This window comes from Legionella sp., from assembly GCF_047605385.1.
Taxonomy (GTDB): Bacteria; Pseudomonadota; Gammaproteobacteria; order Legionellales; family Legionellaceae; genus Legionella.
Genome location: NZ_JASGFU010000030.1, coordinates 1 through 12,820, shown reverse-complemented (window position 1 = coordinate 12,820; position 12,820 = coordinate 1). Strand labels below are relative to the sequence as shown.

Genomic DNA, 12,820 nt, shown 5'->3' with positions numbered 1-12,820 from the left:
AGAGAAAGGGGTTTATATGCCAAAACCCAAAATTAAAGATGTTGCAGTCGTAGCTGCAATTACAAATGGAAAATCTCCAGTTGGTGAAGCCCTTGCTGGTAGAAAGAGGTGTGCGCGCATGACATCAAATAAGCGCATCGAAATGATGAATCGTTTGTTTACGAACATTTACCATTTAATGAGAGAAGCTAATGCAATTCATCTGGCAAATTACAAATCATCAAATACCAATGAGATTGATTCTAATTACATTACCAGATTGAGTACAAATGAATTTTTTTTCTACACTCAAGAACCATTAACATTAAAAGAATTTGAAGCGTTGCAAAATAAAATAGCCACAGAAGCTAGGATACTACCTGCTGGAATACAGCTAGCTTTTAGTTCTTTTGCGGTAAAAAATGATAATAACCAAGTGATGAGTGTTACACCTCATATCACTTGTGGAAAGCCTCCATCTTTTCATTTTATCGTCAAAAATTATACTTCAGCAATAGATGTACGTTATAAAGAAAAAGATATTAATGGTAACTTTAAAACTTTGGAAGTATTTGATGCGACAATGAAACCACTCCCTGTGATGCCGCAAATTAAGATTGATGGGATTTTTCATACATTTACTTTTAATAATGTTTTACCTTGCAAAACTCCGGAAGGAGAACCATTTCTAACTGCAATAGATATTTGCTTAGACCATTCTTATGGGGTTGCGAGGTTGCATGTTGAAGAACTGGTGAAATCAAGTCCTGCTATAATTAGCCAATCAATTTCGCATATGGTTTTATCCAATTGTGTCGATCTGAAAGTAAAGAATTGCTTGGGGACAGTGATGCAAGTTGACCCTATCAACTCACCACTACAATGTAAAAACAATGTGACTCAGGTTGTGAAAGGAACAGGCCCACAATGTTTTTTTGGTAATAAGGAAGTTAATATATATGAGTTGTCTCAAACACCGTGTGAAACATTACAAGAGGTCAGTTGCATTAAACAGCTGCGACAAGATATGCAAAAATTTAATTTTCTTAAGCATTCTCTTCAACAATTAAAATTTGGTCCTCAGGATAAATTAATGGATCAGTTTATTGAAGAACAGGAAAAAACATTTAATATAGCAAGAAAGAGTAAACAAAGACAACAGCTTTTAAAACAGTTGCAACAAACAGTTAACCGATTAGAAGCTGATGCAGCAACTAAAGAGATCAAAACAGTGATTGCTGATTTGAGAAAAAATGCAGGACTTTTTACTGTTGGAATGAATGGAAAAGCAGATAGAATCGAGAATGCTATGCACAAAGTATCGATTGAAGATCGATGCCATTTTTTGCAATCCGCCTCATTCAAAGAGGTTATGAAAACATTAGCATCTCATCGTCATTTAGGTAAAAAGGAAGAGGTTTATTTAACTGAGAATTCTAATATTGATGTTAATAAAGCTGCAGCAACATTCAAAAATTTCAAGGAAAAATTTAGTGAGGCATTCAAGGATGAAGAAAAAAAACAATCAGAGAAAATAACTTCTGTTATTGCACCTAAGAGCTAGATGCAAGCAAAAAAATAGATAGTAATATTAATATTGTTCTGATGGTTACCCTAAAGCGGTTAGAACTCCGGATGAATTTCTGACCTGTTGGTATAAAACTTAAATCATTACTTTGGAGAAAATATGAGAACAGAAATACTCAATAAGATAAAAAAGGAACGTTTAAAAGCACGCCATGCTGATTTAGCAAATATGAATATAGAAGATCATGAAATTGAAGAAATAATGAAAACAATCCAATCATTGCAACCTGATATTTCTGTGATAGATCTTGATGGTAATAAACTAAGTAATAAAGGTGCGGTTATTTTAACTGAATGGTTACATAATTTTCCTAAACTAGCTGAGCTTAGTATACAAAGCAATCACATAGGGAAAGAAGGAGCCATTTCTTTATTTACTCTTAAAAAAGAACAAACAAAGCTTAAAATTCTTTTCCATGGGAATGAAATAAACAATGTAAGCGAAATGAAAGACATTGAAGAGCTTGCTCTTAAGGAAGGATTCAGGCCATAAAAGGCTCACAGAGAAGATAATGAAGGAACTGTAGTGTCGTTTGGATGGCTACAATTCCTTTTAGGAGAGGGTAGTTACTCAGTAAATTCAGCAAATAAATCGTAATCATCGCTATCAGTAATACGTACTTCAGCAAAAGATCCTACTTTAATCTGTGGATTAGGCGGCAGAATGACCAAGCCATCAATTTCTGGCGCATCGCTTTTACTACGGGCAATAATTTGCTTTGGACCTACCTCATCAATAAGAACGGTTTGGGTACTACCGATCTTGCTTTCCAGCTTGTTACGGCTAATTTCTGCTTGCAGCTGCATGAACCGATGATAACGCTCTTCTTTGACTTCTTCATGTACCGGATTAGCCAATTCATTAGCTTTTGCTCCTGCAACAGGAGAATATTTAAAGCAGCCTACGCGGTCTAATTGAGCTTCTTCGAGAAAATCGAGTAATTCACAAAATTCCTCTTCTGTTTCTCCAGGAAAGCCCACAATAAAGGTTGAGCGTAAGGTAATATCTGGGCAAATTTCACGCCAAGAAGCAATACGCATTAAGGTATTTTCACTGCTTGCTGGGCGTTTCATTGCTTTTAATACACGTGAACTTGCATGTTGTAAAGGAATATCCAAATAAGGCAAAATCAAGCCATCACGCATTAGAGGGATGATTTCATCTACATGAGGATAAGGATATACATAATGCAAGCGTACCCAAACCCCTAATTCGCCTAATTGCGCACAGAGATCATAAAAACGAGTGTTTATTGTTTTACCTTGCCAATCTACTGGTTGATATTTGGTATCAACGCCATAAGCACTGGTATCTTGAGAGATGACCAGGATTTCATTGACGCCTGCTTCTTTTAGCTTTTTAGCTTCAGATAAGACCTGAACCAGTGGATAACTCTGCAATTTACCACGCATTGTAGGAATAATGCAGAAGGTGCATTTTTGATTACATCCTTCAGAAATCTTTAAATACGCATAATGACGTGGAGTTAATTTGATGCCCTGAGGAGGAACCAATTGCATGAATGGATCTTTGGGAGGAGGCAAGTGCTCATGGACTGCATTAACTACCTCTTCATAAGCATGAGCGCCACTGATATGTAATACATCAGGACAGGTTTCCTTAATGAGGTTTGCTTTAGCACCTAAGCAACCAGTCACGATCACACGACCGTTTTCTGCCATTGCTTCTTTAATTGTATCCAAAGATTCTTTAACTGCACTATCAATAAAGCCGCAGGTATTAATCACCACTACACCTGCATCTTGATAACTGGATACTAATTCATATCCTTGGGCACGCAGTTGCGTAATAATCCGTTCTGAATCTACCAAAGCTTTAGGACAACCTAAGCTAACAAAACCTACTTTATGATTCATAAAATCCTGACTGTAAAAAAAGTGAACGAATTATAACCTCTCTTGGGGATTGTTGTCGACAGGTATATGCGGCTGATTGCCTACGTTTTGCGACGTGTTCCTGAGAGAGCCACACGAAATTAAGATTTAAAGTAACTCCCCAGGTATTTAATTGAGCTCACCGGGCTTCCCTTCTCCACCTCGCGCAGCGTGGGGGAGAGGGCTCAAGGGTGAGGGGGATTAAATAGTGTCGCGAAGCGACTTCATTTGAGAGAGCTTAAGGCCGTAGCAGAAAATGACACGGACATAACCTTTTGCTGCGATTAAAACATCACCGTGAAGAGGTGCTTCGCTTTTTACACAACCCACAAGTCCCATTTACTAATAATGATGCGGAGCGTGATTTACGTATGGTGAAATGCAAACAAAAAGTGTCTGGTGGCTTTAGAACCTCAATGGGTGCTGAGTATTTTGCTCGAATTCGTGGATTTATCAGTACCGCCAGAAAACAGGAGTGGAATATCCTTGAGTCCATCCTTGCTGCATTCACATATTGCTTTCCAGAACTTGCTACCGAATAAAATGAAGTCGCTTCGCGATACTATTTAATCCCCTCACCCTTGATCCCTCTCCCCCACGCTGCGCGCGGTGGAGAGGGGAAGCCCGGTGAGCTCAATTAAATACCTGGGGAGTTACGATTTAAATTAATATTTTTATATAAAATAATCCGATGCCTACATACCGCGCATAAAGCGCAGTATGTAGGATTGTTCTCTGGTCAAGTAAAACTTAAGGCTAATTGGAAGAGCGGGCAAGCGAGCTGTTTAATTTTTTAATACTCTTCAAAATTAAGTGCGATTGCCATAGCCATTAGGTGAACAGTTACCTTCTTTTTTACCAAGTCCATTAAAACATCAATTTTTGGAATAATTTCCTGGTAAAACGGTCTTTCATCCAGTAATTATTCTCTAATGAACATACTGTTCAGTTCCCTGATACATCCTTGTCAAAAACTGAAACAACTGCGAATCAAGCATCCAGCGATCATCTGGTGGCTGGTGTTCATTTTCCTGGGCACGTTGAAAATCTTTAATCAGAAAATCAGGGTTATAACAAATAATGGGAATTTGTTGCTTCATGCATTCAATGCACGATGCAGTCCAAACGTGCCCTTGGCAAGAGGCCAAATTAACCAGCACCACATCAACATCCAATGTTGCGATTAATTCATCTATTTTTAGTGGATTGTCCACATGCAACACCTCATAATCCAGGTATGCAAACAGGCGCAATATACGTTCAATAGTATGTAAATTATCATCAACAAATAAAAAAATTAACCGATTAGGCATGCAGTTCTCCACGAAGAATTCCTTAGTGAGTCAATAATTCAAAGGGAGCGCACCGTGCACGCTGCACGAACAACATTATGGAGGGGAGAAAATCTACAGGGCGATTGCATTGTCCTGTAGATTTCCTGCCTAACAGAACATTGCCCTGCACATTTAACATAAATAATCACGCACTACTTAAATTGTAACACGCGATAAATATGATAAACTGTACATAGCCCAATTCTAGTTGGTCTAGGATTGCGGTTAGTGTCGCGTTTGGTGGTGGTGCACCATGCGCGGCACGCTTAATGAGTAGTTTAGGTCTCTTCCTCCTCAAAAGTCAACCAAACAAATGAGTTTATACCTTACAAATTTTTACTAAAAATTCACGATAAAACAAAAAGCCTCGTGTTGCTTTAGTCAACATCTAATGGAGTTATCTGAATCGGTGTTCCAGATCGATGAATATTTGAATTTCTAGTAACCTCAAGCAGCTACTTACAATACCGCGCATAAAGCACAGTACGTAAGCATCGGGTTTATTTCATATAAAAACAGTAAGTTAAATCTTAAATTTGTGTGGAACTCTCAGGAACAAGTTGCGGGACGTAGGCAGTAAAGGCTTAACTTAATGGCAGTGGGTGCTAGGCTTCAGGTTTTATTTGGTTCAAAGTCATTAAAAACTCATCGGCTGAACGTTCACCAACGGATTTCAATTCATCCATTTCCTGGCCTTGGGCATCAAAAAATACAAAGGTTGGTGGTGCAATTACATCAAAGAAATTAAGAATAGCCTTATCGTTGGCATTATTTGCAGTAACATCTACTTTTATGACTTTAAAATGACGCAATATATTTTGCACTCGAGCATCTTTAAATGTAGTTGCATCCATGACTTTACAAGCGGTGCACCAGTCGGCATAAAAATCGAGCATCACCGGTTTACCACGAGCTGTAGTAATCTCATGTTTAATATTTGCAAGCGTTTGTTCTTGATAAGTCTTGGTTGGTGCTGTGGCAGTTTGTGCTGTAGCCGTTAATGGTTGCAAGGGATTAGTTGCTCCTTTACTGGTACCAATCAGGACTAAAAATCCATAAGCTAGCAAAACCAGGCCTACGCTTTGATTAAATTTTTCGCGGTTCGTAATTGAGTAGGTAAGAGCACCACTGAAAATTCCAGAGAAAATTAGCAAACAAGCCCATAAGCCCATACTAAGTATAGGGGCAATACGAGAAATAAGGCTAATTGCCACTGCCAGAAATAAAACTCCAAAAATATTTTTAATGGTATTCATCCAACGTCCTGTTTCTGGCAGCCATTTACCGGCCGAAGTACCAATTAACAATAATGGAGTTCCCATTCCTAAACCTAGAATAAATAAGGTTAAAGAACCCAGCAGGATATTTTTGGATTCAGCAATATAAGTTAATACCCCAATTAGTGGAGCAGTCACACATGGGGACAAAATAAGTGTAGAGAGACATCCCATGATTGCTGCACCAATATAATGTCCCCCACGCTGATTACTGCTGGTGTTGCCAATTTTGGTCTGCCAGGCATTAGGTAATTTAAACTCATAAAATCCAAACATGGAGAGGGCCAGTAGTGCAAAAATCAAGCTAAAAATGCCAATAGACCAGGGAGATTGCATGCTAATTTGTAAATTAGCACCAATCAACGCCACGATTGCTCCAGCGATTGCATAAGTAATCGACATACTCAGTACATAACTTAAAGAGAGGAAGAATGCTTTGCGAGTAGTTATTTCTTTGCCATGGCCAACGATAATTCCTGACAGTACGGGAACCATCGGCAAAATACAAGGTGTGAATGATAAAAGCAAACCAAAACCATAAAATGTTAGTAAAATCATTGCCCAATTTTGGTTGGAAAATATTTTAGAAAAATGGGTTTCTACTTGTTTTTGTGCAGTAGGTCTGGTTTTATTTGTGTCTTCTTGAATACTGACTTGAGCTAGTGCCAAACCATTATTAATGATTAATCGGATGGTTTTTTCCTCCGGTGGGTAACAAAAACCATCATCTGCACAACCCTGATAGCTTAAAAGCAATTGAGTCTTTCCTGGTTTATTTCCTAAAACTGAAATAGGAATTGAAACCTGTTTGCGATAAACATCATATTGATGACCTTGCTTGTCTATTTTTTTTGTGGTTTTAGGCAGACGCAAGGGCCCTAATTGAACGACATTATCGACAGTGCTGAGCTGAATACGATCGCTGTATAGAAAATAATTGGGTTTAATTTGAAAGTTGAGTGTAAATGTATTGGGGTCGACTTGATTCACCCCAACTTTAAAAATTTCATATGCAGGAAGAGGAGTTGTATTTCCAATGAAAGTAATAAAAAAACATACAAGAAATAACAACCATTTTTTCATTTTAAACCTTGATGCCATCAATGCGATTGTGTTTATTGTAGTTCGAATTCGGTCAAAAAGTAACACTGATTAACAAAAAGAGCATAATATTGGTATCTTTTTTGGCGTTAAAGATGCTTACTCGAGCTTATGTTAACGTTCATTTGTAGCAATTCTTGCTTAATATTTAAAAATTGCTTTTCATCAAGTGCTTTGGTAGCATCCTCAAGCAAATGACAGCTAAATCCTTCATGATAAGCATCTTTTATGGAAAAATAAACGCAGATATCAGCACATAGCCCGCAAAAATAAAGTTCTTTCGCTCCTTTATCATGTAAATATCCGGTTAATCCAGTAGAATGTTCATGGTAATTATCATAAAAACCACTATAACTATCAGCCTCGGGGTTTATTCCCTTACGAAAAATAGCTTGTATTGGACGATTATCTAACTGCGCATGTAATTCGGAGCCCCAGCTGCCCTGGACACAGTGTTCTGGCCAAAGGGTTTGTGTTCCTCTAGCTAATTGGATGGTAGCAAATGGCTGATAGCCTGGATGATTTGAGGCAAAACTTTGATGGTTTTGGGGGTGCCAATCTTGAGTGGCCACAATCAAATCGAATTGTGGCAGTATGCGATTGATCACAGGGATAATTTCCATACCATGTGGTGTTGCAAGGGAACCAGAAATAAAGTCGTTTTGTACGTCCAAAATAATTAATGTTCTCATTTGGAATCACCTATTGATGCTCTTTAATCAACTGTTCCCAGTTCGTTTTGAGTGTGCTACTGATACCAATTTCATAGCGAACCGGGTCATGAAATTTTTTGTGCCCTAATGATAATTTTAGCAGACGCTCTTTGTGATAATTGGTGATCTCTTGTAGTGTTTGCGGTGGGTGTAATCGAGTTCCTTGTTCCATCACTTTATGGAGCAAAGGTTCTTTCTTATAATTTTTAATGGCTGTGGTTTGTGTGGCGGTAAAGGGAGCATACATTATTTCTGGAGGTGGTTCATCTTTTAGCGCAATCACATCAGCGCCGAAAAAATTACCTTCTGCTGTTAAAAGTCGATAATTTTGTTTTTGATAGGGTAGGGTAATTTTATTGCGATTTTCTGAAAGTTTTAAACGCGGTTTTCCTTGAGATAGTACTAACTTATAAATTCCATCTAAGGCAGCATCTGGAGCACCAACAACTAAATTAGTACCAACGCCAAAAATATCAATAGGCGCTTTTTGATCGCACAAGATTTTAATTGAATGTTCATCCAGTTGATTAGAAGCAATGATTTTCACATAAGCTAAGCTTGCATCATCCAGCATTTGCCGGGCTTTTCTCGCTAAATAATACAAATCACCGCTGTCTAAACGGATTGCTTGTAAGCGATGACCTTGTTGCTCCAGTTCTCTACCAATAATAATGGCGTTGGGAATGCCGCTTTCCAAAGTATTGTAAGTATCAACAAGCAAAGTACAATTATCGGGCCAAACTTGTGCAAAATCACGAAAGGCAGATAGTTCATCATCATAACTTTGGATGAATGAATGAGCCATGGTTCCTGCAATCGGAATATGAAAATCACGTCCCGCGCGAACATTACTTGTGGCATTAAATCCCCCAATAATTGCTGCACGACTGGCATAATACCCGCCAGGGCCTTGAGCACGGCGTAGGCCAAAATCAACCAAGGTACATTCTCCAGCAACTTGACGTATTTTGCTTGCTTTGGTAGCAATAAGTGATTGAAAATTTAATAAATTCAAAAGAATGGTTTCAATAAGCTGTGCTTCAATGATATTGGCTTCAACCGATAAAATAGGGCTATCAGGAAAAATGAGATCGCCTTCAGATACTGCATAGATGGTTCCTTGGAAGCGAAAGTTTTCTAAATAGGTGAGAAATTCTGGATTCAGGCCTTGGCTGCGTAAAAATTCAATATCCTGAGCATCAAATTGAAAATGTTCAAGTAGTGCTAATAAATCTGCTAATCCTGCAAATACGGCATAGCCTGAATCAAAAGGAAGTTTTCTAAAAAAATAATCAAATATTGCTTGATGATCTTTTTGTCCTTTTAAGAAATACACTTCAGCCATAGCTAATTGATATTGGTCAGTATAACTTCCTGTAAAATCAAACATATTAAAAATGAGTCCTTACATAAAACAATAATAATTTATTTAAGGATACCTATTTATCTCCAAAGTAAAAATAAAAAATAATTTTTTTATTACCCTTGAAACTAGTATCTGTGTCCCCATATGTCAAACAGCATCAAATACTGTTTAATTAATTCAGGAGATATATGTTATGAAAATTCGTCCTTTATACGATCGTGTAGTAGTTCGTCGTATGGAAGAAGAACGTACCACAGCAGGTGGTATTGTGATTCCAGACAGTGCCACTGAAAAACCAATGCGTGGTGAAATCATTGCTATTGGTATTGGCAAATTGTTAGAAAATGGTGATGTTCGTGCTTTAGCAGTTAAAGTTGGCGATATCGTACTGTTCGGAAAATACTCTGGTACCGAAGTTAAGATTGATGGTCAAGAATTAGTAGTGATGCGCGAAGACGACATCATGGGTGTAATTGAGAAGTAATTGACTTGTTTCAATAGGAGATAAAAGAATGGCTAAAGAATTACGTTTTGGAGACGACGCGCGTCTACAAATGTTAGCTGGTGTTAATGCATTAGCTGATGCAGTACAAGTAACTATGGGGCCACGTGGCCGTAACGTTGTCTTAGAAAAGTCTTACGGTGCGCCTACTGTAACGAAAGACGGTGTTTCTGTAGCGAAAGAAATTGAATTTGAACAACGCTTCATGAATATGGGCGCGCAAATGGTTAAAGAAGTTGCTTCTAAAACTTCTGATACTGCAGGTGATGGTACTACTACGGCTACTGTATTAGCTCGCTCTATTCTTGTTGAAGGTAATAAAGCAGTTGCTGCAGGTATGAATCCAATGGATTTGAAACGCGGTATTGATAAAGCAGTACAAGCAGTAACTAAGCAGTTACAAGCAATGTCTAAGCCATGCAAAGACAACAAAGCAATCGCACAAGTAGGTACTATTTCTGCTAATTCTGACGAAGCAATTGGTGCAATTATTGCCAGTGCTATGGAAAAAGTAGGTAAAGAAGGTGTGATTACTGTTGAAGATGGTAATGGTCTGGAAAATGAATTATCTGTGGTTGAAGGTATGCAATTTGATCGTGGATATATTTCTCCATACTTCATCAACAATCAACAAAACATGACTTGCGAATTAGAGCATCCATTCATCCTCTTGGTTGACAAAAAGATCTCTAGTATTCGTGATATGCTGGCCGTATTGGAAGGCGTTGCAAAATCTGGTCGTCCATTATTGATTATTGCTGAAGATGTTGAAGGTGAAGCCTTAGCAACGTTAGTGGTGAATAACATGCGTGGTATTGTTAAAGTATGCGCAGTTAAAGCTCCTGGCTTTGGCGATCGTCGTAAAGCAATGTTACAAGACATCGCAATCCTAACTCATGGCCAAGTAATTTCTGAAGAAATTGGTAAGAGCTTAGAAGCAGCTACTTTAGAAGACTTAGGCACTGCAAAACGCGTTGTAGTGACTAAAGAGAACACTACAATTATTGATGGTGAAGGCAAGCCTGCTGAAATCAAATCACGCATTACCCAAATCCGTGCACAAATCGAAGAAACTACTTCTGATTACGATCGTGAGAAGTTGCAAGAGCGAGTTGCTAAGTTATCTGGCGGTGTTGCAGTAATTAAAGTAGGTGCTGCTACTGAAGTTGAGATGAAAGAGAAGAAAGCTCGTGTTGAAGATGCATTACACGCTACTCGTGCTGCGGTTGAGGAAGGCATTGTCGCTGGTGGTGGTGTTGCTCTAATTCGTGCACAAAAAGCATTAGATTCATTAAAAGGCGACAATGATGACCAAGCTATGGGTATCAGTATTCTACGTCGTGCCATCGAATCTCCATTACGTCAAATTGCTACTAACGCTGGTTACGAAGCTTCTGTAGTTGTAAATAAAGTTTCTGAAAACAAAGACAACTATGGTTTCAACGCAGCTACTGGTGAGTACGGTGATATGGTTGAAATGGGTATTTTAGATCCAACTAAAGTAACGCGTATGGCATTACAAAATGCTGCTTCTGTAGCGAGCCTAATGTTAACTACTGAGTGCATGGTTGCTGATCTGCCTAAGAAAGATGAGGCTGGTGATATGAGCGGCGGCATGGGTGGAATGGGCGGTATGGGAGGCATGGGTGGCATGATGTAAGCCAAGCCCTACCATTCTTCTTTAAAAACCCGCTTTCATAGCGGGTTTTTTATAGAGGTCGTGCGGAACAACCACCAAAAGTGTTAATCTGAATTAATCCTCTTTCCAAAACTATTCTTTTAACTGTTTTTCAAGCGCACTTACCATGGCTCCGTCACAAAAAAGGAAAGTAGTTTATAATTTACTCTACTGTCATCGTATAAAGGACTATCCAAATGCGTTCCACAAAGCTTATGGCGTTTAAATGGCGTCATATTCATGGTGAAGTGATTATGCAATGTGTGCGTTGATATTTGAGGTTCGTCTAATTTAGGTAAACACTTTTCGCATAATAATCCTTATGCGATGAAATTATTATCAGCTCATTTGCATAAGGATTATTAGAAAATTACTTTTTCATATTAATGAACATCTAAAGGAGCCATTTTACCCATTGTAAATATAGATCCATGATCTCCTGGTTCATAACTATTGGGGTTTTGGTTATCCAGAACAGTTAGTTGGATGCTCACACCATCAAGTGGGAAATCTTTCATTAATTCTTTCCCCATGTTAGTAGCAAGAATCTCCCAAAATACTTCAGCAGGAAATTCCTCAGAAGGTTCCATATACTTCAATATTTTTGTTCGCAATATCTGATAGTCTGGATATTCACTTGTTGGCAAATCCCTTTTGTAAGCATACCTCACATAGATGTTAACTGTTTGCCCAGATTGGCGCGTTGTATGGTATTTAGGAATGACGAATTGAAAATAATTCTTTTCGCCTCCATCCTCATGATTTGATGTTGCCCAAAGAGAAGTAGGCCAATAGGAAATCACTACGATCAAAAGGATTGCTTTAAATAAATTTTTCATAAAATTCTCCAATGCTTGCACACCAATAACAATAAATAAAGAATCATTGGAATGCTAAAATCTTAAAGTAAGTTAATTGCTCTTGGAGAGATATTTTGGTGGCTTATAGATTGACGTTTTAAAGCCTGAACATAAAGCAACAAGATAAGTAAAAAATATCATTATTCCTAATTTTAATGATAAGTTTGAATGTATATCCAAAAGAGCCAACATTACATAAGTCACATTAGGATTGCATTGCGAGGTATTGTTTGGAGATTTTTGTGAGCAAGGACTACTATGTCGTGATACATCCATTACAACAGAACTTAGTTGGGATGTATCCTTATTTATTATATATGGCATCACTATAAGAAACATAGCGATAAAAATTAAACATATCTTCATGGTCACTATTTTACCAATATCGACGATTATATGCAAAAAATGATCGTGCCAGCTGGATAAGTTCTTATTACATTCACAGTAAAGAACGATCAATTTGACTGATGAAGTGTAGTAGTTCAAACTTGATCTGACAGTTGCCAGTTTTTCAGAAGTGTCTGTCA

General features: G+C 38.0%; 10 protein-coding genes and 1 pseudogene. 5 read left to right on the top strand and 6 right to left on the bottom strand.

All coding sequences use genetic code 11. The annotated features are described in order from the left end of the window. The first annotated feature begins 142 nt into the window (after positions 1 to 142). Positions 143 to 1,543, top strand: a complete 1,401-nt coding sequence (locus tag QM652_RS08435; RefSeq protein ID WP_415074754.1) for a hypothetical protein — start codon at positions 143 to 145, stop codon at positions 1,541 to 1,543. A gap of 123 nt (positions 1,544 to 1,666) precedes the next feature. Beyond that, complete coding sequence (locus QM652_RS08430) at positions 1,667 to 2,059, top strand: hypothetical protein (protein WP_415074752.1); 393 nt, start codon at positions 1,667 to 1,669, stop codon at positions 2,057 to 2,059. A gap of 74 nt (positions 2,060 to 2,133) precedes the next feature. On the opposite strand, the gene rimO is transcribed toward QM652_RS08430, so the two are convergent. Further along, complete coding sequence (rimO, locus tag QM652_RS08425; protein WP_415074750.1) at positions 2,134 to 3,444, bottom strand: 30S ribosomal protein S12 methylthiotransferase RimO; 1,311 nt, start codon at positions 3,442 to 3,444, stop codon at positions 2,134 to 2,136. A 281-nt stretch (positions 3,445 to 3,725) separates the two neighbouring features. Here rimO and QM652_RS08420 point away from each other — a divergent pair. Next, positions 3,726 to 4,004 (top strand): annotated as a pseudogene (locus tag QM652_RS08420) (IS66 family transposase); the annotation flags it as partial. A 387-nt stretch (positions 4,005 to 4,391) separates the two neighbouring features. Here the strand turns inward: QM652_RS08420 and QM652_RS08415 are convergent. The 4 genes from QM652_RS08415 to QM652_RS08400 form a co-directional block, all read right to left on the bottom strand. After that, positions 4,392 to 4,775, bottom strand: a complete 384-nt coding sequence (locus tag QM652_RS08415) for a hypothetical protein (protein WP_415074748.1) — start codon at positions 4,773 to 4,775, stop codon at positions 4,392 to 4,394. 626 nt (positions 4,776 to 5,401) lie between these two features. After that, complete coding sequence (dsbD, locus tag QM652_RS08410) at positions 5,402 to 7,156, bottom strand: protein-disulfide reductase DsbD (protein WP_415074746.1); 1,755 nt, start codon at positions 7,154 to 7,156, stop codon at positions 5,402 to 5,404. A gap of 107 nt (positions 7,157 to 7,263) precedes the next feature. Then, positions 7,264 to 7,866, bottom strand: a complete 603-nt coding sequence (locus QM652_RS08405) for a nicotinamidase (RefSeq protein ID WP_415074744.1) — start codon at positions 7,864 to 7,866, stop codon at positions 7,264 to 7,266. Between the two features lie 10 nt (positions 7,867 to 7,876). Continuing rightward, positions 7,877 to 9,277, bottom strand: coding sequence for a nicotinate phosphoribosyltransferase (locus QM652_RS08400; protein WP_415074742.1), 1,401 nt, complete (start codon positions 9,275 to 9,277; stop codon positions 7,877 to 7,879). Between the two features lie 169 nt (positions 9,278 to 9,446). On the opposite strand from QM652_RS08400, the gene groES reads away from it, so the two are divergent. Next, a complete protein-coding gene (gene groES / locus QM652_RS08395) occupies positions 9,447 to 9,737 on the top strand; it encodes a co-chaperone GroES (protein WP_415074740.1) in 291 nt (96 codons plus the stop codon). Between the two features lie 28 nt (positions 9,738 to 9,765). Continuing rightward, entirely contained in the window at positions 9,766 to 11,415 is a 1,650-nt protein-coding gene (gene groL / locus QM652_RS08390) for a chaperonin GroEL (protein WP_415074738.1), read from the top strand. A gap of 401 nt (positions 11,416 to 11,816) precedes the next feature. On the opposite strand, the gene QM652_RS08385 is transcribed toward groL, so the two are convergent. Then, complete coding sequence (locus QM652_RS08385) at positions 11,817 to 12,272, bottom strand: hypothetical protein (RefSeq protein ID WP_415074736.1); 456 nt, start codon at positions 12,270 to 12,272, stop codon at positions 11,817 to 11,819. Between the last annotated feature and the right edge of the window lie 548 nt (positions 12,273 to 12,820).

What these genes read in the sequence shown, in the direction of transcription:
- QM652_RS08435 (WP_415074754.1), top strand. Translation starts at nt 143, where the DNA reads ATGATGAATCGTTTGTTTACGAACATTTACCATTTAATGAGAGAAGCT.
- QM652_RS08430 (WP_415074752.1), top strand. Translation starts at nt 1,667, where the DNA reads ATGAGAACAGAAATACTCAATAAGATAAAAAAGGAACGTTTAAAAGCA.
- rimO (WP_415074750.1), bottom strand. Translation starts at nt 3,444, where the DNA reads ATGAATCATAAAGTAGGTTTTGTTAGCTTAGGTTGTCCTAAAGCTTTG.
- QM652_RS08415 (WP_415074748.1), bottom strand. Translation starts at nt 4,775, where the DNA reads ATGCCTAATCGGTTAATTTTTTTATTTGTTGATGATAATTTACATACT.
- dsbD (WP_415074746.1), bottom strand. Translation starts at nt 7,156, where the DNA reads ATGAAAAAATGGTTGTTATTTCTTGTATGTTTTTTTATTACTTTCATT.
- QM652_RS08405 (WP_415074744.1), bottom strand. Translation starts at nt 7,866, where the DNA reads ATGAGAACATTAATTATTTTGGACGTACAAAACGACTTTATTTCTGGT.
- QM652_RS08400 (WP_415074742.1), bottom strand. Translation starts at nt 9,277, where the DNA reads ATGTTTGATTTTACAGGAAGTTATACTGACCAATATCAATTAGCTATG.
- groES (WP_415074740.1), top strand. Translation starts at nt 9,447, where the DNA reads ATGAAAATTCGTCCTTTATACGATCGTGTAGTAGTTCGTCGTATGGAA.
- groL (WP_415074738.1), top strand. Translation starts at nt 9,766, where the DNA reads ATGGCTAAAGAATTACGTTTTGGAGACGACGCGCGTCTACAAATGTTA.
- QM652_RS08385 (WP_415074736.1), bottom strand. Translation starts at nt 12,272, where the DNA reads ATGAAAAATTTATTTAAAGCAATCCTTTTGATCGTAGTGATTTCCTAT.